20 protein-coding genes, 1 tRNA gene, 2 rRNA genes and 1 riboswitch are annotated in these 23913 nt (G+C 57.6%); of the genes, 17 read left to right on the top strand and 6 right to left on the bottom strand.

Annotation, left to right across the window (positions count from 1 at the left end; genetic code table 11):
• From ACQZ5Y_RS05535 to recQ, 4 genes are all read left to right on the top strand, one after another.
• Positions 1–91: ribosomal RNA gene (locus tag ACQZ5Y_RS05535) — 23S ribosomal RNA — on the top strand; the annotation flags it as partial.
• A gap of 221 nt (positions 92–312) precedes the next feature.
• Positions 313–427 (top strand): 5S ribosomal RNA (gene rrf, locus ACQZ5Y_RS05530).
• Positions 428–671: 244 nt separating this feature from the next.
• Positions 672–748, top strand: a tRNA-Met gene (locus tag ACQZ5Y_RS05525).
• Positions 749–943: 195 nt separating this feature from the next.
• Complete coding sequence (recQ, locus tag ACQZ5Y_RS05520; protein ID WP_174049095.1) at positions 944–2752, top strand: DNA helicase RecQ; 1809 nt, start codon at positions 944–946, stop codon at positions 2750–2752.
• A gap of 54 nt (positions 2753–2806) precedes the next feature.
• Here recQ and ACQZ5Y_RS05515 read toward each other — a convergent pair whose 3' ends face one another.
• Complete coding sequence (locus tag ACQZ5Y_RS05515; RefSeq protein WP_065661530.1) at positions 2807–4039, bottom strand: ROK family transcriptional regulator; 1233 nt, start codon at positions 4037–4039, stop codon at positions 2807–2809.
• Between the two features lie 266 nt (positions 4040–4305).
• On the opposite strand from ACQZ5Y_RS05515, the gene ACQZ5Y_RS05510 reads away from it, so the two are divergent.
• From ACQZ5Y_RS05510 to nrdF, 8 genes are all read left to right on the top strand, one after another.
• Complete coding sequence (locus ACQZ5Y_RS05510) at positions 4306–5328, top strand: sugar ABC transporter substrate-binding protein (protein ID WP_003514241.1); 1023 nt, start codon at positions 4306–4308, stop codon at positions 5326–5328.
• A gap of 223 nt (positions 5329–5551) precedes the next feature.
• The gene (locus tag ACQZ5Y_RS05505) at positions 5552–6634 is read left to right on the top strand and encodes an ABC transporter permease (protein WP_013635210.1); all 1083 of its coding nucleotides are present in this window, start codon (positions 5552–5554) and stop codon (positions 6632–6634) included.
• Complete coding sequence (locus tag ACQZ5Y_RS05500) at positions 6634–7416, top strand: ATP-binding cassette domain-containing protein (protein WP_003514244.1); 783 nt, start codon at positions 6634–6636, stop codon at positions 7414–7416. Before ACQZ5Y_RS05505 ends, ACQZ5Y_RS05500 begins: the two co-directional genes overlap by 1 nt.
• A complete protein-coding gene (locus ACQZ5Y_RS05495; protein WP_174049096.1) occupies positions 7413–8042 on the top strand; it encodes a nucleoside triphosphate hydrolase in 630 nt (209 codons plus the stop codon). The genes ACQZ5Y_RS05500 and ACQZ5Y_RS05495 overlap by 4 nt, the downstream gene beginning before the upstream one ends.
• Before the next feature lie 131 nt (positions 8043–8173).
• Positions 8174–8397, top strand: a riboswitch (cobalamin riboswitch).
• A gap of 256 nt (positions 8398–8653) precedes the next feature.
• On the top strand, positions 8654–8875 hold the full coding sequence (nrdH, locus tag ACQZ5Y_RS05490; protein WP_013635213.1) for a glutaredoxin-like protein NrdH: 222 nt from the start codon (positions 8654–8656) through the stop codon (positions 8873–8875).
• A gap of 12 nt (positions 8876–8887) precedes the next feature.
• Positions 8888–9286 (top strand): class Ib ribonucleoside-diphosphate reductase assembly flavoprotein NrdI, encoded by a 399-nt coding sequence (nrdI, locus tag ACQZ5Y_RS05485; protein ID WP_003514252.1) that lies wholly within the window; start codon positions 8888–8890, stop codon positions 9284–9286.
• Positions 9274–11463, top strand: coding sequence for a class 1b ribonucleoside-diphosphate reductase subunit alpha (nrdE, locus tag ACQZ5Y_RS05480; protein ID WP_075807520.1), 2190 nt, complete (start codon positions 9274–9276; stop codon positions 11461–11463). Before nrdI ends, nrdE begins: the two co-directional genes overlap by 13 nt.
• A gap of 16 nt (positions 11464–11479) precedes the next feature.
• Entirely contained in the window at positions 11480–12454 is a 975-nt protein-coding gene (nrdF, locus tag ACQZ5Y_RS05475) for a class 1b ribonucleoside-diphosphate reductase subunit beta (RefSeq protein ID WP_003514262.1), read from the top strand.
• Between the two features lie 28 nt (positions 12455–12482).
• Here nrdF and ACQZ5Y_RS05470 read toward each other — a convergent pair whose 3' ends face one another.
• On the bottom strand, positions 12483–13595 hold the full coding sequence (locus ACQZ5Y_RS05470; protein ID WP_038489306.1) for an alpha/beta hydrolase: 1113 nt from the start codon (positions 13593–13595) through the stop codon (positions 12483–12485).
• A 156-nt stretch (positions 13596–13751) separates the two neighbouring features.
• Between ACQZ5Y_RS05470 and recF the strand changes: the two genes are divergently transcribed.
• Genes recF through ACQZ5Y_RS05455 form a run of 3 tightly spaced genes read left to right on the top strand, consistent with a single transcriptional unit; the run spans position 13752 to position 16141 of the window.
• Entirely contained in the window at positions 13752–14879 is a 1128-nt protein-coding gene (recF, locus tag ACQZ5Y_RS05465) for a DNA replication/repair protein RecF (RefSeq protein WP_013635217.1), read from the top strand.
• Positions 14880–14901: 22 nt separating this feature from the next.
• Positions 14902–15672, top strand: coding sequence for a molybdopterin-synthase adenylyltransferase MoeB (locus tag ACQZ5Y_RS05460; protein ID WP_080800686.1), 771 nt, complete (start codon positions 14902–14904; stop codon positions 15670–15672).
• Positions 15665–16141 (top strand): GNAT family N-acetyltransferase, encoded by a 477-nt coding sequence (locus tag ACQZ5Y_RS05455; protein WP_174049097.1) that lies wholly within the window; start codon positions 15665–15667, stop codon positions 16139–16141. The genes ACQZ5Y_RS05460 and ACQZ5Y_RS05455 overlap by 8 nt, the downstream gene beginning before the upstream one ends.
• A gap of 79 nt (positions 16142–16220) precedes the next feature.
• On the opposite strand, the gene ACQZ5Y_RS05450 is transcribed toward ACQZ5Y_RS05455, so the two are convergent.
• On the bottom strand, positions 16221–17225 hold the full coding sequence (locus ACQZ5Y_RS05450) for a 2-hydroxyacid dehydrogenase (protein ID WP_003514267.1): 1005 nt from the start codon (positions 17223–17225) through the stop codon (positions 16221–16223).
• Positions 17226–17405: 180 nt separating this feature from the next.
• On the opposite strand from ACQZ5Y_RS05450, the gene ACQZ5Y_RS05445 reads away from it, so the two are divergent.
• The gene (locus ACQZ5Y_RS05445) at positions 17406–17939 is read left to right on the top strand and encodes an SH3 domain-containing protein (protein ID WP_003514268.1); all 534 of its coding nucleotides are present in this window, start codon (positions 17406–17408) and stop codon (positions 17937–17939) included.
• Here ACQZ5Y_RS05445 and ACQZ5Y_RS05440 read toward each other — a convergent pair.
• A complete protein-coding gene (locus tag ACQZ5Y_RS05440) occupies positions 17932–18924 on the bottom strand; it encodes an adenosine kinase (RefSeq protein WP_003514270.1) in 993 nt (330 codons plus the stop codon). The two genes, ACQZ5Y_RS05445 and ACQZ5Y_RS05440, sit on opposite strands and share 8 nt — an antisense overlap.
• 535 nt (positions 18925–19459) lie before the next feature.
• On the opposite strand from ACQZ5Y_RS05440, the gene ACQZ5Y_RS05435 reads away from it, so the two are divergent.
• Entirely contained in the window at positions 19460–20404 is a 945-nt protein-coding gene (locus tag ACQZ5Y_RS05435; protein WP_174049098.1) for an AEC family transporter, read from the top strand.
• Positions 20405–20419: 15 nt separating this feature from the next.
• Here the strand turns inward: ACQZ5Y_RS05435 and ACQZ5Y_RS05430 are convergent, their stop codons facing one another.
• Positions 20420–21436 carry a class I SAM-dependent methyltransferase gene (locus ACQZ5Y_RS05430; protein ID WP_003514275.1) on the bottom strand — a complete coding sequence of 339 codons (1017 nt, stop codon included), beginning with the start codon at positions 21434–21436 and terminating at the stop codon, positions 20420–20422.
• A gap of 75 nt (positions 21437–21511) precedes the next feature.
• Positions 21512–23659: a polyribonucleotide nucleotidyltransferase gene (pnp, locus tag ACQZ5Y_RS05425; RefSeq protein WP_003514278.1), complete on the bottom strand. Its 2148-nt coding sequence runs from the start codon at positions 23657–23659 to the stop codon at positions 21512–21514.
• Positions 23660–23913: the final 254 nt, after the last annotated feature.

The raw sequence follows: 23913 nt of genomic DNA, 5'->3' as shown, positions 1-23913 counted from the left end.
CCGTGGAAGACGACCACGTTGATAGGACGGGTGTGGAAGCATGGCAACATGTGAAGCTTACCGTTACTAATAGCTCGATCGACTTCTTCGTTCCCATTGTTCATGCTCATCAAAGATGAGCATCATCTGTTCTGTCCTGACGCGCATAGCGCTCCGGACGGGCCGCGCCACAGGGCGCGACGACCTCTGGTCTGTATGGCAAACATACGGGATGGGTCGCAGAAAGACGTGTTAAATTAAATGAAGCGCAAGCTTCCCAGCTTCTCGAAACAACACTCATGTGAAAACATGAACTGTGTTGCGTTTTGCCGACCTGGTGGTTATCGCGGGGCGGCTGCACCCGTTCCCATTCCGAACACGGCCGTGAAACGCCCCAGCGCCAATGGTACTCCGTCTCAAGACGCGGGAGAGTAGGTCGCTGCCAGGTCTGCAAAACGCAACAAATATCTTCTCAGTCACAAAAAGGGCTTCAAGCCCTAATCAAAAGGCCGCTGAAGCGGCCTTTATGCTATAATAATCCAGCGCACAATGTGCCGAAACAAATCGGTCACCCAATGAGGGTGCGTCCCTTAAAGGAGACAAATCGCCTTCGGCAATTTGCTCCGGCAATATACATCACAGCTTCCCTGTGATGCAGTCGCGATAAATCCCATAGGGATTTACGCTGGTAACGCGGGGTGGAGCAGCCCGGTAGCTCGTCAGGCTCATAACCTGAAGGCCGCAGGTTCAAATCCTGCCCCCGCAACCATATTCACAAAAAACCCGTAGCTTAAGCTGCGGGGTTTTCTTTTGCAAAATACCTCAAATAATCTCCAAATCTATATAAGTTCGCATCATCCACAATTGGCGCTCTTTTTTATGGGAGTGATTCAGCCTTTCTGCGTTGCGATAGCCCCTGATTTGGCCATGATGCGTAAACCGTCCAGCTCATAAGAAAGCCAACGTGACCACCGATCCCTTGCAGATTCTCAAGACCGTCTATGGCTACGATACGTTTCGTGGACAGCAGGCCGAAATCATCCGGCATGTGATGGCAGGCAACAATGCATTTGTGTTGATGCCAACAGGGGGCGGGAAGTCGCTTTGTTACCAGATTCCGGCGCTCGCCCGTAAGGGAATGGGGCTGGTTGTTTCGCCCCTGATCGCGCTGATGGTCGATCAGGTCGCCGCCTTGCGTCAGGCAGGTGTGCGGGCAGAAGCTCTCAACTCCGATCTTTCCCCAGAACAGCGGCGGATACTCTGGCAGGATATGCGGGCTGGCAAGGTCGATATTCTCTATGCCGCGCCGGAGACCCTTCTCAAGCCGGATGTTCTGGATGCGCTTCAACCTATCAGCCTGTCGCTGATCGCCATCGACGAAGCTCATTGCCTGTCGCAGTGGGGGCACGATTTCCGCCCCCCGTACCGCCAGCTAGACACGTTGATCGAGCGCTTTCCGGAGACGCCACGCATGGCGCTCACGGCGACTGCGGACGAGCCAACCCGCGCCGAAATTCTGGGTCATCTCGGGATAAACGGAAGCGACGCCTTCATAGCCGGATTCGATCGGCCAAATATCCGCTATGCGATCATGGAAAAGGATAATCCACGTACGCAGCTGAAGCGCTTCCTGACGGGTCGCGAGGACGAAAGCGGCATCGTCTATTGCCTTTCCAAACGGAAGGTCGATGAGACGGCAGCCTGGCTGCGCGAGGAGGGGCGCGATGCGCTGCCCTATCACGCCGGCATGGACAAGGCCGCCCGCGAGGCGAACCAGACCCACTTCCAGCATGGTGAAGCTGTAATCATGGTTGCAACCGTGGCTTTCGGTATGGGCATCGATAAACCGGATGTGCGCTTCGTCGTGCATATCGATCTGCCCAGCAGCATCGAAGCCTATTATCAGGAAACCGGCCGTGCCGGCCGTGATGGTCTGCCGTCCGACGTGCTTATGCTTTACGGTTATGAAGACATCGCATTGCGCAACCGCTTTATCGAAGAGTCGGATGCGGGCGACCAGCGCAAAAACATGGAGCGCCGGAAGCTCGATGCGTTGCTTGGCCTCGCGGAAACCGCCGGTTGCCGTCGGCGGGTGCTTTTGTCTTATTTCGGCGACTATTGCGAGCCCTGCGGCAATTGCGACACCTGTGCGGAACCGCCGGACCTGTTTGATGGTGCCATTGCGGCGCAGAAGTTGCTGTCCTGCATTTACCGCACGGGAGAACGTTTCGGCCAGGCCTATGTCATCCGCGTATTGCTGGGCATGGAAGATGAACGGATATCGAGCTTTGGTCACGATCGGATCACGACCTACGGCATCGGCAAAGAGCACGACAATCGCACCTGGCGGGCCATCCTGCGCCAGATGGTTGCGCTGCGCCTGATCGAGGTTGATCTGGCCGGTCACGGGGGATTGTCCATTTCCGAAGAAGGGAGGCGGTTCCTGCGCGAAAAGCCGTCCCTGATGTTGAGGATACCGACCGCTCCCCGTTCGGCGCGACAACAGACGAATCGCAAGCCCACCGCCATTGTTCTACCGGAGGCCGATCGCAGTCTCTTCGAGGCGCTGCGTGCGAAGCGCATGGAAATTGCCCGCGCACAGAACGTTCCGCCCTATGTGATTTTTCACGACAAGACACTCATTGAGCTTGCGGCATCAAGACCGGCCTCTGTGGGGGAAATGGCGCAGATACCCGGAGTGGGAGACACAAAGCTGGAACGATACGGCCCTGCTTTTCTGGCGGCGATCATGGAACATGCCGCCAGCGAGTGACCATTTGAATCCGGCAAAGAGTCCCGCCAGGAAATTTCGGCAGGGCCCGAAACCTCAGCCTGTCGTGTCCTTGAACAGAACATTCTGGTCGATGAGATAACGGGAAAACAGGGGCAGGCTCGCTCCCCCGATAGCCCGGGCCTGGCTGCCGACCGCTCCCTCGATGATTTCCGGGAGCGTAACACCCTGAAGATCGTGATGTTTTAGGGCAAGACGGGTGGCGGAGACTATTCTTGCTCTGACCCAATCCGGAAAACCGCCATCGATGATGACGCTGGAAAAATCGATGATGGAGGCTGCAGCGATGACGGCTTGCGCAAGGGCCGCGGCCGTTTTTCCGATCCAGCTTTCCAGCGGCTCGCCGAAATCGATCCATTCATCCGGCGAGAACCACAGGGGACGGGGATCGATACCCCGTTCGCGCAACATGTTTTCCAGAACGAAGATGGAGGCGATTTTCAGAAGCTGGACCGTGTTGCCGTCCTGCCCCTGAACCGGAAGGGGGCCGATTGCACCGGCGGTGCCCGTCTTTCCGGAAAACAGTGCGGAGTTTAAAACGACACCGCCACCGATGAAGGATCCGATGAAGATATAGAGAAAATCGGGGTAGTTCTGGCCTGCACCAAAAACCAGTTCTGCACCGCAGGCACTGGTCGCATCGTTCTGCAGGAAAACCGGATAGCTGACGCCATCCGCAATTTCGGAACGGATATCGACGTCGCGCCAGCGCTCCATCTCATTCTGCGGTGCGCCCACCTCCTGCGCCCAGTTCCACAATTCGAACGGCGCGGCAATGCCGACACCGGCAATTTTTTGCCGTTCGGCCGGAGAGAGCTTGGATTCGAGTTCCGTGATACCCTCGATGACGAATGGCAAAATCCATTCCGGCATAGGATAGGGGTAAGTTCTGCGGAGCTTCAGCTTGATCCGGCCGACGAAATCCATCAGCACCAGATCGACGCTGCGACGGCCGATTTTTACGCCAAACGAGAAGACGGCATCGGGATTGAGGCGCATCGGCGTCGAAGGCTGCCCGACTTTGCCGCGCAGTCTTTCGCCACGAATAAGAAGACCGTCACTTTCGAGCGAGCGCATGATGACCGAGACAGTCTGCGCGGAGAGACCGCAAAGCCTGGATATTTCGGCTTTCGACAAGCCGCCGTGGCGGCGAACCAGCGACAGCACAAGCCGCTCGTTATAGGCACGCACCCCGATCTGGTTGGCGCCGCCGCTCATATCCATGTTGGTGGACGGCGCGGGCGGCGCCGTCTCGACAGATTGTCTCATAGTTTCATCCTCCCGCCCGCCATATCCGCCGCGACCGATACATGCAGGCTTTATGGCAATCTTGCTATCGCAACGTTAAACGACGCGGCGATATTCCTCCCTGCCGCTTGTTAGAATGCCATACGGAATTAATAATTCAATCGGATTTATTTATTGACAGCCGTTTCCTTTGGTGGTTCCATCTGTGTCAACGGTCGCTGTTCTCGGAGGAGACGAGATCGTCGGGTAACCGTCACGGTACTCAAACATTCAATGGGAGGATTACAATGAAGACGACTGTTTCCGCTCTTCTGGGCGCGCTTGCGCTCGGCGTTTCTTTCGCGTCCGTCGCGTCCGCCGCCGATACTTCGGTTTGCCTGATTACCAAAACCGACACCAATCCCTTTTTCGTCAAGATGAAGGAAGGCGCCACCGCCAAGGCTAAAGAACTTGGCGTGACGCTGAAGTCCTATGCCGGCAAGATCGATGGCGATTCCGAAAGTCAGGTTGCCGCGATCGAGACATGCATTGCCGATGGCTCCAAGGGTATCCTGATTACCGCATCGGACACCAAGGGCATCGTTCCGGCCGTGCAGAAGGCGCGCGATGCCGGTCTTCTGGTCATCGCCCTCGATACACCTCTCGAACCCGTTGATGCCGCTGACTCCACTTTCGCTACCGACAATCTTCTGGCCGGCGAGCTCATCGGCAAATGGGCTGCTGGCACCCTCGGCGACAAGGCCAAGGACGCGAAAATCGCCTTCCTCAACCTCACGCCTTCCCAGCCAACCGTTGATGTTTTGCGCAACCAGGGCTTCATGAAGGGCTTCGGCATCGACGTGAAGGACATCAACAAGATTGGTGATGAAGATGACAAGCGTATCGTTGGTCATGATGTTACCAACGGTAACGAAGAAGGCGGCCGCTCTGCGATGGAAAATCTGCTGCAGAAGGATCCGACCATCAACGTCGTTCACACCATCAACGAACCTGCAGCTGCCGGTGCTTACGAAGCGCTGAAAGCCGTCGGCCGCGAAAAGGATGTTCTGATCGTTTCAGTCGATGGCGGTTGCCCTGGTGTCAAGAACGTTGCGGAAGGCGTGATCGGCGCAACGTCTCAGCAATACCCGCTGCTGATGGCGGCACTCGGCGTGGAAGCCGTCAAGAAGTTTGCCGACACCGGTGAAAAGCCGAAGCCGACCGCAGGCAAGAACTTCTTCGACACCGGCGTAACGCTGGTAACTGACAAGCCGGTCAAGGGTCTCGATTCGATCGACACCAAGGAAGGCCTGAAGAAGTGCTGGGGCTGATACTTCACCGTTGAAATCGGCGGGGGGCAATTTGCCCCCGCCCTTGAACCGGAATGGTTTAAAAGAACGATCTGGGTGATCGGACAGGAACAAACGAGCGCGCCCGGCGTCCGTGGACGTAACTGAGGCACGCTTCTCAACAGTTTGAATCTACGCATTGTCCCCTCTGGAAAATAATCCCGGGTTCGGGGCTGATGCGATGGAGCGATCGGGAGGAAAATCCATGAGCGATCAGCCAGTGCGGGCTCAACCGCATAATGAATTTGAAAAAGTGCTGTCGGGAAGTTCGACCCAGGTCGCTGCTTTCGATACGCACAACAAGAGTTTGCTTGAAAAATTCCAGCACTTTCTGCATTCCAGCCCGGCGGCCGTACCGCTGATCGTTCTGGTGTTGTCGCTGGCTGTCTTCGGCATGACCCTGGGCGGCAAGTTTTTCTCGGCCTTTTCGCTGACCCTTATCCTTCAGCAGGTGGCAATCGTCGGCATCGTCGGCGCGGCACAGTCGCTGGTCATTCTGACTGCGGGTATCGATCTTTCGGTCGGTGCGATCATGGTTCTGTCCTCCGTCGTCATGGGACAGTTTACGTTCCGCTATGGTTTGCCTGCCGAACTCTCGATTATCTGCGGTCTCGCAGTCGGCGCATTTTGTGGCTTTATCAATGGCGTGCTGGTTTCGCGCATGCGGCTGCCGCCCTTCATCGTTACACTGGGCATGTGGCAGATCGTGTTGGCCACCAATTTCCTCTATTCGGCCAACGAAACGATCCGCTCACAGGATATCGTCCAACAGGCGCCCATTCTCCAGTTTTTCGGCAACAATGTCCGCATCGGCAGCGCCGTCTTCACCTATGGCGTCATTGCGATGGTTCTGCTGGTTGCCCTGCTCTGGTATGTGCTGAACCGCACCGCCTGGGGTCGACATCTCTATGCAGTGGGTGATGATCCCGACGCAGCCGAACTTGCCGGCGTTAACGTCAAGCGCATGCTGACGACTGTCTACACACTTTCCGGGCTTATCTGCGCCTTCGCGGGCTGGGCTCTCATCGGCCGCATCGGCTCGGTATCGCCGACCGCCGGTCAGTTCGCCAACATCGAATCCATCACCGCAGTGGTCATCGGCGGCATATCGCTGTTTGGCGGACGCGGCTCTATCATGGGCATGATCTTCGGCGCGCTCATCGTCGGTGTCTTCTCTCTTGGCTTGCGACTTATCGGAACAGACCCACAATGGACCTATCTGTTGATCGGCGTCCTTATCATCTTGGCTGTCGCAATCGACCAGTGGATCAGAAAGGTAGCAGGCTGATGGCAAAAGAACCTATCCTCACAGCACGCAATCTCGTTAAACGCTACGGTCGTGTGACTGCGCTCGACAATGCCGATTTTGACCTTTATCCGGGCGAAATCCTCGCCGTCATCGGTGATAACGGTGCTGGAAAATCCTCTCTCATCAAGGCGATTTCCGGTGCGGTGACACCCGATGAAGGGGAGATCAAGCTTGAAGGCAAGCCGGTACAGTTCCGCTCGCCGATCGAGGCGCGCAAGGCTGGTATCGAAACCGTTTATCAGAACCTTGCGCTGTCTCCCGCATTGTCCATAGCCGACAATATGTTTCTCGGCCGTGAAATCCGCAAACCCGGTATTCAGGGAAGCCTGTTCAGGGCACTGGACCGTCCGGCGATGGAAAAGTTTGCCCGTGAGAAACTCTCTGAACTCGGCCTGATGACGATCCAGAACATCAATCAGGCGGTGGAAACCCTCTCCGGCGGCCAGCGCCAGGGTGTTGCGGTGGCGCGTGCAGCCGCCTTCGGCTCCAAGGTCGTCATCCTTGACGAACCGACGGCGGCGCTCGGCGTCAAGGAAAGCCGCCGCGTTCTTGAGCTTATTCTGGATGTGCGCGCGCGAGGGCTACCGATCGTTCTCATCTCGCACAACATGCCGCATGTTTTCGAGGTTGCTGACCGGATTCATATTCATCGGCTGGGCAAGCGTTTATGCGTCATCAATCCGAAGGACTATACCATGTCCGACGCCGTCGCCTTCATGACGGGCGCCAAGGAAGCGCCAAAGGAAACGCTGGCCGCATGACGTTGAAGCTTGAAACGATCGTCGAAGACGTTCTTCGGCGGGCAGAGGATAAATCTCGTTTTATCATTGCCATTGCCGGTCCCCCTGGGGCCGGCAAATCCACGCTGGCGGATGCCCTGTGCGGTGCCCTCGTGGCGCGCGGCGAGGCCGCGGCTGTCCTGCCCATGGACGGCTTCCATATGGATAACGGTATTCTGGAAGAACGGGGGCTCTTGCCGCGAAAAGGCGCACCGGAGACCTTCGACGTGCGCGGCTTTCTTGATATCGTCTCCGCAGTTCGTCAGGGCGGGCAGGAAGTTCTTGTCCCGGTTTTTGACCGCTCCCGCGAAATAGCCATTGCCTCCGCTCGCGCCATCGCGCCAGAAACACGCTTGATCCTTGCCGAAGGCAACTATCTGCTGTTGAACGAGGCGCCGTGGACGAAGCTTTCCGGCAGCTTCGATCTTACCGTCTTCGTAGGCCCATCCGTTGCGGTGCTCGAGGAACGCCTGCGGGATAGATGGCAGGGCTATGGTCTCGATGCGACCGAGATTCACGCCAAACTGTTCGAAAATGATCTTCCCAACGGAAAGCGGGTGATTGAGAACTCCCGCCCCGCCGATATTCGCATCGATATCTGGGAATAACCCGCCGCTTCCGTCCGTAGGCGGCATCGAGCATTCACCGTTAAGCCTTTGTTGACCATGTGTTGAATCTTTTTGATCCACAGGGTGGGGCTTTCGCATGTCTAATTATTGACGAAAAAAATTCCTCATATACTATATGTGGTGTTCAAGGTTCTTTCGATTCGCAAGCGTCGGAAGCTAAGACGGGAATTCGGTGCGCAACACCATTATGGTGAAGCAATGCCGAAACTGCCCCCGCAACTGTAAGCGGTGAGCATCGTTCCGATTTGAGCCACTGGCGCTAAAAGCTCCGGGAAGGTGGGAATGGATGTTTTGACCCGCAAGTCAGGAGACCTGCCTTGAGCGAAAACGTCCACGGGCGGGGTGTCCGGAAGGAAGGTGTATGACGCAAATGAATTGCGTGCGCCCTTTTCTGCCCCCTCCAGAACAAGCTTCGGGGTGAAGTCATGCCAGTGCATTTTTATAAGTTTCTACGCTCGTCGGCGTAGGCAGCGATCTTACGCGGCCTCACCCGCGCGCCTCGCCAGAATGACAGAACCATCGCCACCCGCTTGCGATTGCAGGCGGGCAATGTTGAGCCGTGCGTAAAAGCGGCTTCGAAAGAGGAAACAATGACCGTCACCGTTTACAGCAAGCCCGCCTGCGTCCAGTGCACTGCCACCTATCGTGCGCTTGACCGCATCGGTGTCAGCTACGAGATCGTCGATATCTCCGAAGATGCGGATGCCCTCGATCGCGTTCGCGGCCTCGGTTACATGCAGGTTCCCGTGGTCGTTGCCGGCGAACGCCATTGGGCGGGTTTCCGTCCGGACATGATTGGCTCGATCAGCTGAGGAGGCGATGCGATGGGGCTGATCGTCTATTATTCCAGCCGGTCTGAGAACACTCATCGCTTCCTTCAAAAACTGGGGCGACGATTGCTTCGCCTGCCGCTCGGCGCCGAGGAAGACGTTCCTCACGTGTCGGAGCCCTATGTTCTCGTCACCCCCACCTATGGGGGCGGCGGCATGAAAGGAGCGGTACCGAAACCGGTTATCCGGTTTTTGAACGAGCCCTCAAACCGAAATCTCATTCGCGGCGTCATCGCGGCGGGAAATACGAATTTTGGCGCAGCTTTCGCATCCGCCGGAGATATCGTGTCGCGTAAATGCGCGGTGCCGTTTCTCTACCGCTTCGAGCTTCTTGGCACGGAGGAAGATGTCGCCAACGTCAATCATGGATTGGAACGATTTTGGACACGCTGACCTCGAGCGCGGTGCGCAACACGGATGCCAAACAACAAGTAACCGCTGCGCAAAAACACCTGGACGCGGGACTGGACTATCACGCGCTGAACGCGATGCTGAACCTCTACGATGAAAACGGGAAGATCCAGCTCGACAAGGACCGCCTTGCGGCACGGCAATATTTCCTTCAGCACGTCAACCAGAACACGGTGTTTTTCCATAATCTCAGGGAAAAGCTCGATTATCTCGTGACCGAGGGATATTACGAACAGGAGGTGCTGGACCAGTATTCCTTCAATTTCGTCCGTGACCTCTACGACGAGGCCTATGCCAGAAAGTTCCGTTTTCCGACATTTCTCGGCGCCTTCAAATATTATACGTCCTATACGCTGAAGACCTTCGACGGAAAGCGTTACCTGGAGCGTTATGAGGACCGCGTCTGCATGGTGGCGCTGGCTCTGGCGCGTGGCGACGAGCAGCTTGCCCGCGATCTGATGGATGAAATCATTTCCGGCCGCTTCCAGCCGGCGACCCCGACCTTTCTCAACGCTGGCAAGAAAAGCCGCGGTGAGCTGGTTTCGTGTTTTCTGCTGCGTGTGGAAGACAATATGGAAAGCATCGGCCGGTCCATCAATTCAGCATTGCAGCTTTCCAAGCGTGGCGGTGGCGTAGCACTGTCCCTGACCAATATTCGCGAAGCCGGCGCGCCGATCAAACAGATCGAAAACCAGTCCTCTGGCGTGATTCCTGTCATGAAGCTGCTGGAAGATTCGTTCTCCTACGCCAACCAGCTTGGCGCGCGCCAGGGCGCTGGCGCGGTCTATCTGCATGCCCATCACCCCGACATCATGCGTTTCCTCGATACCAAGCGCGAAAACGCCGACGAAAAAATCCGCATCAAAACCCTTTCGCTCGGCGTGGTGATCCCTGATATCACCTTCGAACTCGCGAGAAACAACGAGGATATGTACCTGTTCTCGCCGTATGATGTTGAGCGGGTTTATGGCGTGCCGTTTACCGAGATTTCCGTCAGCGAAAAATATCAGGAAATGGTCGCCGACAGCCGCATCCGCAAGAAGAAGATCAAGGCACGCGAGTTCTTCCAAGTCATCGCAGAAATCCAGTTCGAAAGCGGTTATCCCTATATCATGTTCGAGGATACGGTTAACCGCGCCAATCCGATCGCCGGCCGTATCAGCATGAGCAATCTCTGCTCGGAAATCCTACAGGTCAGCGAGGCGAGCGAGTTCAACGACGATCTCTCTTACAGCCATATGGGCAAGGATATTTCCTGCAATCTCGGCTCGCTCAACATTGCTTCAGCAATGGATTCGGCTGATTTCGGCAAGACGATCGAAACCTCCATCCGGGCGCTGACGGCCGTTTCTGACATGAGCCACATCTCGTCTGTCCCTTCCGTGGAAAAGGGCAATGATGCGAGCCACGCCATCGGGCTTGGTCAGATGAACCTGCATGGCTATCTGGCGCGCGAGCGCATCTTCTACGGCTCCGAAGAAGGCATCGACTTCACCAATATCTATTTCTACACGGTGACCTATCACGCCATCCGCGCCAGCAATCGCCTTGCCACTGAAAGGGGCCAGAGCTTCAAGGGCTTTGAAAACTCCAAATATGCCTCGGGCGACTACTTCGATAAATATACCGACCGGGAATGGCTGCCCGCGACGGAAAAGGTCCGCGACCTTTTTGAGAAAGCCGGCATTTCCATTCCGACACAGGAGGACTGGAAAGCGTTGAAGCAGGCCGTCATGGAGACCGGCCTCTATAACCAGAACCTTCAGGCCGTGCCGCCCACAGGCTCGATCTCCTATATCAACCACTCGACCTCCTCGATCCATCCCATCGTCTCGAAGATTGAAATTCGCAAGGAAGGCAAGATCGGCCGTGTTTATTATCCGGCTTCCTACCTTTCGAACGACAATCTCGAATATTATCAGGATGCCTACGAAATCGGTCCGGAAAAGATCATAGATACCTATGCGGCGGCCACTCAGCATGTCGATCAGGGCCTGTCGCTGACACTGTTCTTCCGCGATACGGCAACGACGCGCGATATCAACCGGGCGCAGATCTACGCCTGGAAAAAAGGCATCAAGACCATCTACTACATCCGTTTGCGCCAGATGGCGCTGGAAGGCACGCAGGTTCAGGGCTGCGTATCCTGCACGCTCTGAATTGAGGGACAAGACAATGAACATTGCCGTAAAACCCGCGTCCCGTATTCGCGCGGTCAACTGGAACCGCATCGAGGATGACAAGGATCTCGAAGTCTGGAATCGCCTGACATCGAATTTCTGGCTACCGGAAAAGGTGCCGCTCTCCAACGATATCCCGTCCTGGGGAACGTTGAAGCCGGAAGAGCAGACCTTGACGATCCGCGTCTTCACCGGGCTGACATTGCTGGACACGATCCAGAATGGCGTCGGTTCCGTGCGCCTGATGGCGGATTCGGCGACGCCGCACGAGGAGGCGGTGCTTTCCAACATCTCCTTCATGGAGGCGGTCCACGCCCGCTCTTATTCCTCGATCTTCTCGACGCTCTGCTCCACGCCTGACGTCGATGACGCCTATCGCTGGTCGGAGGAGAACGAATTCCTGCAACGCAAATCCGCGCTCATCATGCGCGAATATGATAGCGGAAATCCGTTGAAAATGAAGGTCGCCAGCGTGTTTCTGGAGAGCTTCCTGTTCTATTCCGGCTTCTACCTGCCAATGTTCTGGTCAAGTCGCGCCAAGCTTACCAACACGGCCGATTTGATCCGTCTCATCATTCGCGATGAGGCCGTGCATGGCTATTACATCGGCTACAAGTTCCAGCGCGCGCTCGAACGTCTGGGCGAAGCGGAAAAACAGGAGATCAAGGATTTCGCCTTCGATCTTTTGCTCGAGCTTTACGACAACGAAGCCAAATATACCCAAGACCTCTATGACGGCGTTGGCCTGACGGAAGACGTCAAGCAGTTCCTGCATTACAACGCCAACAAGGCCTTGATGAATCTGGGTTACGAGGCGCTGTTTCCGCCCGAGGCTTGCCGGGTCAATCCTGCGATCCTCTCGGCGCTGTCTCCCAATGCCGACGAGAACCACGACTTCTTCTCCGGCTCCGGCTCTTCCTATGTCATCGGCAAGGCGGTCGCCACAGAAGACGAAGACTGGGATTTCTGAACCGGTTGTCGCCAAGAACCCGCAAAAGTTATTGCGGGTTCACGACCTGGCTCGCAAGCCGGAAGGGGCTGGATACTGTTGCCCCGATAGCATCGAACACAAAGGCACCCGCGCGGCCTATGCCGTTTTCGCCGTTGCCGTTCCGGCTCGCCTCCAGTTGTGGCACCAGCGACGCGAGTGCCGCATAGCGGTCGTGGTTGAGCGGATCCGATGCCTTGAGCTTGGAGATGTCAACGAACTGAACGCCCTCTTTCAGGGCGGCTTCCTGCACTTGAGGATCGGTCACATCCAGCGCGCCGATGCGGGTGACGTCGGCCCCGAGGATGGAGGAAGCCTTCAGGGCGCGGTCGTCCTTGGAGACGAGAATGGTGAGCGGCGGATTGAGCCTTCCCACCACCTCGATCTGCTTGCGGAAAACATCGGCGTCGATATCCGGCGCGGCCAGTACTACCTGTAGTTTGGAGAGCACATCGTTCCTGCCTTCGAAGCGCAATTGTCGCAGCGCTTCCATGACCAGCCAGCCGCCCATGCTGTGACCGAACACGACAATGCTTTTTTTCGGTGTTTGCCTGGTAAGGTCGGTCAGCACCGTGGCCAGCGCGTCTCGCGAATAGGTCGCTGATTCCTTGTCGGCCACGTAACCGGTGACGCTCGCCTGGGACGGCCATGAAAAGACCAGCGGCACACCATCCATATTGGCATCGGCTGCCATTTGTGCCGCACGGAACAAGGCTTCCTGATAGCTGTAATTATAGCCATGCACAAAAAGCGCGATCTGCTTGCCGGAGCGGGTGACGTCGCCAAGATCGGAATTGAAACGCGTTTTCGTCAGCATATCGGCTTTGGTGACGACAAAATCCTTGCTCGGGTTCGGCTTACCTTTGGACCATTCGATATTTCCGCTTTTATGGCTGGGAGGAATGGAAATGTCGAAGCGCGCATAATTCAGCTCAGCCGCCCGCCCAGCGCTAAAGCCCTTTTTGGCCTCGTTGTTTTTCTCCCGCGTGCTCGCCACATAGGCTGTCACGATTTTCGTATCGGTGGTCTTGGTGTTTATGGCCTGCAACACATCCGCCCCCGGTCTGCCCGCGCAGGATGAAAGAAGGCTGAAAGCGAGGAGGAGCGAAAAAATCAGGCGCATGGATGGGGTTACCGATAATGAGGGACCACGCATCAATAACCGGCCGCTCAAAAAGTTGCTACTGGAGACTGGATTGCGGTGTGGTGGCATTATGTTCAATGCGGACGACGCATTCCCCACCTTGCTATCCAGCTATGTTCGTTTTAGGCCGTACAGATGACGAATAAGGTGTCGCTTTTACGGCTGAAACTCACGGACTTCCGCAACTATGCGGCGGCGTCGCTTGCGCTGGATGACCGCCACGTGGTGCTGACGGGTGACAACGGTTCCGGCAAGACCAATCTCCTGGAGGCCGTTTCGTTTCTGTCGCCCGGAAGGGGCCTGCGCCGCGCCACCCTGTCCGATGTGACGCGAGTGGGGGCGGAGGCCGCCGGTTTTTCGATTTTTGCGGATGTCGACGGCATGGACGGCGAGGTCGCCATCGGAACCGGGATCGAGGGTGACGGCGAGGTAGTGTCGCGCCGCCTGAGGCTGAACGGGACATCGGTGAAGTCGGTCGATGAATTGACGGATCATCTGCGGGTGCTGTGGCTGACGCCTGCCATGGATGGGCTTTTTACCGGTTCATCCTCGGATCGCCGGCGTTTTCTCGATCGGTTGGTGCTCTCGCTCGATCCCGCGCATGGACGGCGGGCAAGCGACTTCGAAAAGGCCATGCGCGGCCGCAACCGTCTGCTTTCGGAAGGCCGTTTCGATCCGGTCTGGCTGGACGGTATCGAGAAGCAGATGGCGGAACTCGGCATTTCCATGGCGCTGGCGCGCTATGAAATGTTGGGTCTTTTGAAGAGCCTCATCGAAGGCCGTTCCGGCAATGCTGCCTTCCCCTCGGCAGCGCTGGCGCTCTCGGGTTTCATGGACGACACGCTCAACCGGCCGGCTGTCGATCTGGAAGACGAGTATAGGCTTACGCTGCGCGAAGGCCGGTATCGAGACGCGGCGGCAGGCCGCACGCTTGATGGGCCACACCGTGTCGATCTGTTCGTGCGCCATGCGGAAAAGAACATGGAGGCAGAGCGTTGCTCGACCGGAGAACAGAAGGCGCTGCTGGTGGGATTGGTGCTTGCGCATGCCCAGCTCACCGCCAACATGACCGGCCATGCGCCGGTTCTGCTGCTCGACGAAATTGCCGCGCATCTGGATGAGGGCAGGCGGGCGGCTCTGTTCGATCTCATTCACGCGCTCGGTGGTCAGAGTTTCATGACCGGAACGGATGCGGCAATGTTCTCCGCCCTTGGCGACAGGGCGCAATTCTTCAATGTTTCCCACGGGGGCATCACGGCATGACGGCGAAAAAATGGAGTGCGACATGGACCCGCTGAGCCCGGACGAAATCGAACGCTACAAGCGCCATATTCTCTTGCCGGAAATCGGCGGTGCCGGGCAGCAGCGTCTGAAGGCTGCGCGGGTGCTGGTAATCGGGGCTGGTGGCCTTGGCGCGCCTGTCCTTCATTATCTTGCTGCAGCCGGTGTTGGCACGCTTGGCCTGATCGATGACGACGTGGTCTCCCTGTCCAATCTCCAGCGGCAGGTGATCCACGATACCGGCACGATCGGTGAGCTGAAAACGGCAAGCGCCCGCGCAGCCATTGCCCGGCTCAACCCGCATGTGCGTACCCTTGTTTTTGAGGAGCGTTTTTCGCAGGTCTGGGCGCACACCCATCTGCCATCCTTCGATCTCCTTATCGACGGTTCTGATAATTTCGACACACGTTATGCCGCAGCCGATGCCGCAGAGGCTGCTAAAAGGCCGCTGGTAACGGGCGCTGTCGGCCGTTTCGATGGTTCGGTAACGGTGCTGAAACCCTATGAGGCGGGTGCCGATGGTAATCTGCTGCCGGGGTATCGCGATCTGTTTCCCGAGCCACCGCCGCAGGGGCTTATTCCGAATTGCGCGGAAACGGGCATCGTCGGCGCTTTGACCGGCGTGATCGGCACGATCATGGCCATGGAGGCCATCAAGGTGATCACCGCTGCCGGCGAGCCATTGGTCGGCCGCCTGCTTCTCTATGATGCCCTGTCGGCCCGCTTCGAAACCGTGCGTTACAAGCGCCGCCCTGCTGGAAAAAAACATGACTGAGATCACATGGATTGGCGAAGAATTCGAGCGCTGGCAGGAGCTGCTTGCGCTTATCATGTCGTCCTTCGCCTATATGGACGGCGTCATCGACCCACCATCGTCCGCTCACCGTTTGACTCTCGAAAATCTCGCGGAGAAGGCGAGGGCGGAGACCGCTTTCGTGGCGCTGGATGGTGATGAGATTGTTGGCTGCCTGTTTTGCCGGCAGGAACAACCGGCCTGCCTTTACGTCGGCAAGCTGTGCGTTTCCCTGAAAGCGCAGGGCAAAGGCATCGGCAAAATGCTTCTGGAACGGGCCGAAGCATTGGCCCGCGAATTGGCGTTACCGGCGCTGCGGCTGGAAACGCGCATCGAGCTTGTCGGCAATCACGCGAAATTCGCCGCCTGGGGTTTCATCAAAACCGCTGAAAACGCCCATCCGGGTTACGACCGTACGACCTCGATTGAAATGACGAAATTCCTCGGCTGAGACGGCTCAATTTTTGATCCACTTAAAAGCCTGCTTCTCCCTTCCACGTCACGAGCAGAAACGGCTTGTCTGAACCGGTTCAGTTCCGCCCCGGCAGCACCCGGTTCGGCGGTCGGTGTCCGTCGAAAAGCGTGCGGATGTTGATGATGACCTTGTCACCCATCTCGATGCGTCCCTCGATCGTTGCCGAGCCCATATGCGGAAGCAGCACGACCTTCCCTTCTCTCGCGAGCTTGATGAGCTTGGGATTGATTGCGGGCTCGTTCTCGTAGACATCGAGACCGGCTCCGGCGATCTTTCCGTCGCGCAGGCACTGGATCATTGCCGCCTCATCGATGATATCGCCGCGCGCCGTGTTGACGATGTAGCTTGTCGGCTGCATCAGCGCGAGCCGTCGTGCCGAGATCAGGTGATAGGTCGCAGGTGTGGAGGGGCAATTGACGGAAACAATATCCACCCGCGCCAGCATCTGGTCGAGGCTGTCCCAATAGGTTGCCTCAAGCTCCGCTTCCGTCGCCGGGTTGACGCGTTTGCGGTTGTGATAGTGTATGGAGAGGCCGAAAGCCTTGGCGCGCCGCGCAACTGCCGTACCGATGCGGCCCATGCCGACAATGCCGATGCGTTTGCCGGAAATACGCCGTCCCAGCATCCAGGTCGGCGACCAGCCCAGCCATTCGTCTGCGCCATTGGCAAGCACGCGCGTGCCTTCGATCAGGCGGCGCGGCACGGCCAGCACCAGCGCCATGGTGATATCGGCGCTGTCTTCCGTCAGCACGTTGGGCGTGTTGGTCACTGTGATGCCCTTTCGGGCAGCCGCGTCCACATCCACATGGTCTATGCCGTTGGAGAAGCTGGCGATCAGCTTCAGTTGCGGCCCTGCTTTCTCGATCATGGCGGCGGTGATGCGGTCCGTGACCGTCGGCACCAGAACGTCGACCCGCTGCATGGCGGCCACAAGCTCCTCCTCGCGGCGCTGCGTATCGTCGATATTCAGTTCGGCATCGAAGAGTTCCCGCATTCTGGTTTCGACGACGTCAGGCAATTTGCGGGTGATATAGACTGTCGGTCTCTTCTTGTGGGTCATCGTTTGCCGCTGCCTTGTTCAGAAGTCATTAACCAGAAAGAGCGATAATTTCTTTCAATCAGGGCGTTTCTACCAGACCCACCGGCGAAGACAAATAAAACTCGCCGAAGCTTGAGGCGTGTGGAAACGAGCCTCCTCGAATTTAATCCGGTTTGCAGAAGGCAGGAAACGGAAATGGGCATGCGCAGTGTGGTTTCTATGGTTTGCATTGCATTGTCTCTGGGCCTCTTTGGTGTGGCGAACGAGGCCATGGCGCAAGGCGCTGCCAAAGGCGCAAGCGGCCTGCCTTTGCCGCGTTTTGTCAGCCTGAAATCCAAGCGCGTCAACATGCGCATCGGACCCAGCACGGATTATGCCGTTTCCTGGATGTATATGAAATCGGGAATGCCGGTTGAAATCATTCAGGAATATGAGAACTGGCGGCGTATCCGCGATGCCGATGGCACGGAAGGCTGGGTTAACCAGGCGCTGCTCTCCGGCGAGCGCACGGCCGTCGCCGCGCCGTGGATGCGCGGCAAGGGCAAGGATGTCTACGTGAACATGCGCCGCGACGCACAGTCGGGCGCCTCCGTCATTGCCCGGCTGGAGCCGGGTGTCGTCTTCAGGATCGGTGAATGCAACGGCGACTGGTGCCGCGCCGAGGCCGGTCAGGCCTCAGGCTGGGTGTCGCAGGGTGAAATCTGGGGTGCTTATCCCGGCGAGGCCTTTAAATAAGGCCGTTTTTCTCGCCCAGCGCCTTGAGCGATGACATCGGACGCGGCCCGACCTGCTGAATGACGGCGGCAGCAGCAAGGCAGCCGAGTTTGCCGCAATCTTCCAGAGACCGATCCTGCGTGTAGCCGAAAAGGAAGCCGGCGGCGAAAAGATCGCCGGCACCCGTTGTGTCGACCACGTCATATACTGGATAGGCTTCTACCTTCACGCGTTCCGTGCCGCGCAGGATAACGGCGCCTTCTTCGCTCATCGTCACCGCTGCGATCTTGCAATCGGCAGCGATTTTTGTCAGCGCCAGCTCGAAATCGTCGGTTTCATAAAGCGAGAGAGCTTCCTGCTTGTTGGCGAAAACGATGTCCACGGTGCCGGAACGCATCAGGTCGAGAAATTCTTCGCGGTATCGGCCAACGCAGAAACTGTCTGAAAGCGTCATGGAGACTTCACGGCCGTTCTCATGCGCAATGCGGGCGCAATCGCGAATGGCATCCTTGGCGCGCGGCGGATCCCACAGGTAACCTTCGAAATAGGTGACCTTCGTGTTCGCTACGACGTCTTCTTCTACATCTTCCGGACCGAGATCGACGCAGGCGCCGAGATAGGTGTTCATCGAGCGCTCACCGTCTTCCGTGACGAAGATCATCGAGCGGGCAGTCGGCGGAAACGTGCCTTCCGGCTTCGTTTCGAAATAGACGCCCTGCGCGCGGATATCGTGCTGGAAGATTTCGCCGAGCTGATCTTCGGCCACCTTGCCGAAATAAGCCGCCCTGCCACCGAAATTCGCCACGCCCGCCGCCGTGTTGCCCGCACTTCCGCCGGAGGCCTCGAGAGCGGGTCCCATCAGCGAATAGAGCAGTTCGGCCCGCTCCGCGTCGATGAGGTTCATCGCGCCCTTGGTGATGGCGTTATCATTGAGGAAGCGATCATCACAACGGGAAATGATGTCGACGATGGCATTGCCGACAGTCAGTACGTCGAATTTCGTCATAGGCCCTATCCGGTTTGCAGGGTGCACATTTTTGAACGGTCTTAAACAATTCTGGCGGCAAGAAAAGCCCAAAGGGAAAATATGCGGTTCTCCACCAGAGACAGAAACGCGTCATGTGCCTGTAATGTGGTTAAGCTATCACTCCGATCAGAGCAAACGGTGCGTAAATACGTATCAGAATAGAAGACATGAGGTCTTCTGGCTCACCCGTTATCTCCTTCACGGATGTACTGACGGCGTATAACGGATATGACAAAAGGCGGGGGAAACCCCGCTTTTTCTTTTGGTCCACCTTTGGTGCGCCCCTTTCTAGAGTGCCGCAAGCGGGTTTTCATTATAGACGGTACTCGAAAAACCGACCGCAGCGCCACTTGATCCAGTGACCGGTTTTGAGGGGCTTTTTGCAAAAATACCTGACGGAGCTACGTCGCTTATTGAATGAAACATCCGGGTGCAGCGTTTTCGCGATTCCATTCCCTTGGAAAAGGCTCTAAAGCGGAGTATCTCCCGCAAAAGCCGCGAAAGCTCTCCCTCCATGTCTGCCGTTGCCGCGAACGTCGCTCCGATTTTCATTCTTATCCTGATCGGCTGGCTCACCGTCAAGGCCGGCTTGTTCAGGGCTGATGCCGGTGAGATTCTCAGCGATTTCGTTTTCAAGATCGCCGTGCCGACTTTGATCTTCCGCACTCTTGCGGAGGCGAATTTTCATGGCGCATCGCCCTTCCGGCTGTGGCTGACCTATTTCGCCGGCGTGTTCGTAACCTGGACGGTTGGGCATATCGTCACGCGGTACATCTTCAAGCAGGATAGTCGCATCGCCGTCATAGCCGGCATATCCTCGGCCTTTGCCAACAATATCTTCATCGGCCTGCCGCTTGTCGGGCGGTCCATCGGGGATGAGGGGCTGGTCGCCCTCTCCATTCTGCTGGCCATCCATCTGCCGGTCATGATGATTGCCGGTACCATCTTGATGGAGAACGCCACGCATAAGGCGGTGGGCGGCGAAAAGCGCAGCATGGCTTCTGTCTTCAGGCAGGTCGGCCGCAACCTCATCACAAATCCGCTGGTGATCGGACTTTTCATCGGGCTTTCGACCAATGTTTCAGGCGTGACGCTCACGCCCATCCTCAAGACCGTGGTTGATCAGATCGCGTCCATGGCGGGACCGGCAGCGCTCATCTCGCTCGGTATGGCGCTGACGAAATACACCATTCGCGGTAATCTGGGGATTGCCGTCACCATGACGGTTTTTAAACTGCTGCTTCTGCCCGCCTGCGTGTGGGCCATGGGCCATGCTCTCGGCCTCAGCCGGGAATGGACAGCTGCCCTCGTGCTCACCTCGTCGGTGCCGACAGGGGTGAATGCATGGCTGATCGCCAACCGCTTCGGCATCGGCCACAGCGTTGCGGCCTCCACCATCAGCATTTCCACGGCGACCGGTGTTCTCTCCGTGTCGCTGTGGGCATGGCTGTTGAGCTGATGATGCTCGAATTGCTTACTTCTGGGCGCTCAGGATCTTGAAGCGCGCGTTGCGGCATACCTCGGCGCTGGTGCGGAATTCCGCCGCCAGAACCGGCTCATAGGGCATGCCGCGATTGGCGACCATCAGCAGCTTTCCACCGTTGCGAAGCGCGCCGGCAGCCGTCTTGATAAAGGCCTGACCGAGAGCGGGTTCTGCCGCCTGTCCTGCCGCGTGGAAAGGCGGGTTCATGATGATGAGGTCGTATTTTTCTTTCGGCGGCTCGTTTGCAAGGTCCTGCCAGAAGAAGCGCGCCGTCAGTCGCGGATTGTTTTCAAGAAGATTGGTCTTGGCGAATTCGAGCGCGTTCCAGTCCGCTTCGAAAAGATCGATACGCGCCGTGCGCGGCGATTTTTCCGCCAGCATGACCGAGAGATAACCCCAGCCTGCGCCGAAATCGGCGGCGTTGCCGTCGAAGTCGGTCGGCAGGCGCGACGCGAGCAGCTCCGAGCCATCGTCCACGCGGTCATGCGAGAACATGCCGGGCATGGCGGTGAAACGGCCAGCAACCGTAACGGAATGTTGCGCGAGTTTCGACACGGCAGATGCAACGTCTTCCGGCCGTTTGAACCAGAGGGCGACGCCGTGGTACTTCGGCGTCGATTCCGCCTCGATGCCAAGCTTTGCCAGCGTCTTGCGCAGCGTCAGAATGCCGTCTTCTTTCGATCCCGCCGCCACGATCAACCCACCCGCCTTGACGCGAGAGAGCGCTTCAGCGACGCGGTTTTCGTTCTCGCCGCGATGTTTGCCGCAAAGCAGCAACGCCGCATCGTAGTCCTCGCCGGAAATATCCGGCGTGACCTCTGCGTTCTGCGCCTGAAGAGCCCGGTAAAGCGGTCGAAAATTCTGAACCGAGACGATGTCAGCGTTAAAACCGTCTAGCCGCGGGCCGGCTTCCGCTCCCAGAAACAGAACGCGCTCGCCCTCTTTCGGCAAGTCGAGCATCTCTGCGGCAAAGGGATGGAAAAGGGTTTTAACAGCATCACGGCTCATTGGAGCGTCCTCAAGATGGAATAGAAAAAAGGCGCGGGCAAAACCCGCGCCTCGATAGGGTCTGGCGAGGCTGCCTTATTCGGCAGCGGCTTCGCCATCTTCCTTCTTCTTGTCTGCGGCAACTTCCTTGCCGGTTGCCTGGTCGACAACCTTCATGGACAGGCGAACCTTGCCACGCTCGTCGAAGCCCATCAGCTTGACCCAGACCTTGTCGCCTTCCTTGACGACGTCGGAGGTCTTGGCGACACGCTCGGAAGCGAGCTGCGAGATGTGAACGAGGCCGTCGCGGGCGCCGAAGAAGTTGACGAAAGCGCCGAAGTCAGCGGTCTTGACGACCGTACCTTCGTAGATCTGGCCGACTTCCGGTTCTGCAACGATCGAATGGATCCACTTGCGGGCCGCTTCGATTTCCTTGCCGGAAGCAGAAGCGATCTTGACGGTGCCGTCGTCTTCGATGTTGATCTTGGCGCCGGTCTTTTCGACGATTTCGCGGATGACCTTGCCGCCCGAACCGATGACTTCACGGATCTTGTCGACCGGAATGTTCATCACTTCGATGCGCGGTGCGAATTCGCCAAGCTGGCCGCGGCTCTCGGTGATGGCATTCGCCATTTCGCCGAGGATGTGCTTGCGGCCACCCTGTGCCTGCTCCAGAGCGATCTTCATGATCTCTTCGGTGATACCGGCGATCTTGATGTCCATCTGCAGCGAGGTGATGCCGTCGGCAGTACCTGCAACCTTGAAGTCCATATCGCCGAGGTGATCTTCGTCACCCAGGATGTCGGAGAGAACCGCAAAGCGCTCGCCTTCGAGGATAAGGCCCATGGCGATACCGGCAACTGGCTTGGCCAACGGTACGCCAGCGTCCATCAGTGCAAGCGAGGTGCCGCAAACCGTTGCCATCGACGAAGAGCCGTTGGACTCGGTGATTTCGGAAACGACGCGCAGCGTGTAGGGGAACTGTTCCGCAGTCGGCAGCATCGGACGGATAGCGCGCCATGCGAGCTTGCCGTGACCGATTTCGCGACGGCCCGGGGAACCCATACGGCCCGTTTCACCGACCGAGTAGGGCGGGAAGTTGTAATGCAGAAGGAAACGTTCCTTGTACATGCCGGTCAGGCTGTCGACATACTGTTCGTCTTCGCCGGTGCCGAGCGTCGCAACAACGATCGCCTGGGTTTCACCACGGGTGAACAGCGCCGAGCCGTGCGTACGCGGCAGGATGCCAACTTCCGAAACGATCGGACGAACGGTCGACAGGTCGCGGCCATCGATGCGGCTCTTGGTGTCGAGAACGTTCCAGCGAACGATCTTCGCCTGAAGGTGCTTGAAGACAGCGCCGATTTCTTCAGGGCTATACTTCGCTTCGCCTTCTTCCGGCAGGAAGTGAGCCTTGACCTTCGCCTTTACGGCGTCGACGGCGGCGTAACGGGCAGCCTTTTCGGTGATCTTGTAGGCGGTGCGCAGTTCGGTTTCGGCAAGGCCGAGCATTTCGTTTTCGAGTGCGGAGAAATCTTCCGGTTCGAATTCGCGCGGTTCCTTGGCGGCAACTTCAGCGAGCTTGATGATCGCGTCGATAACCGGCTGGAAGCCGCGATGGCCGAACATGACGGCGCCGAGCATGACGTCTTCGTTGAGTTCCTTGGCTTCCGACTCCACCATCAGGACGGCGTCCTGCGTGCCGGCAACAACCAGATCCAGAACCGATTCATCCATCTCATCAAGATGCGGGTTCAGAACATATTCGCCGTTGATGTAACCAACGCGCGCGCCGCCGACCGGGCCCATGAAAGGAATGCCAGACAGTGTGAGCGCAGCGGATGCGGCAACCATCGACAGAACGTCCGGGTCATTTTCGAGGTCGTGCTGAATGACCGTTACGACAACCTGCGTGTCGTTCTTGTAGCCTTCAGGAAACAGCGGGCGGATCGGACGGTCGATCAGGCGGGAAACCAGCGTTTCCTTTTCCGACGGACGGCCTTCGCGCTTGAAATAGCCGCCGGGGATCTTGCCGGCTGCGTAGGTCTTTTCCTGGTAGTTCACGGTGAGCGGGAAGAAGTCCTGTCCAGGCTTCGGAGACTTTGCGGAAACCACCGTCGCAAGAACCATCGTCTCGCCGTAGGTTGCGATGACGGCGCCGTCAGCCTGACGGGCAACCTTGCCTGTCTCGAGCTTCAGCGGGCGGCCAGCCCATTCGATTTCCACGGAGTGTTTATTGAACATATCTTGTCCTTGTTTGTGTATGCCCGCCTTGCGAGGGGGCAACGAACGACGCAATCACGGGCAAGACAGCCGGAGGCTTTCAAGGTGCAAGCATCCGGCAATCCTGCCCCATGACAGGTCTGCGGTTGAAAAGGCTGCACCGGCCCATCCGGGGCTGCCTTATCGTCCGGGGGCCACATCTATGGCGAACGCCCGGAAATTGAAGATGACCTTCAAAAGGCCAGATATAAAAACCGGCGGGTATCGTTGCGAAA

The sequence above is a fragment of the Agrobacterium sp. A3-95 genome (genome assembly GCF_053521785.1).
The sequence above is the reverse complement of the archived record's forward strand: the minus strand, read 5'-3'. Positions and strand labels throughout refer to the sequence as shown.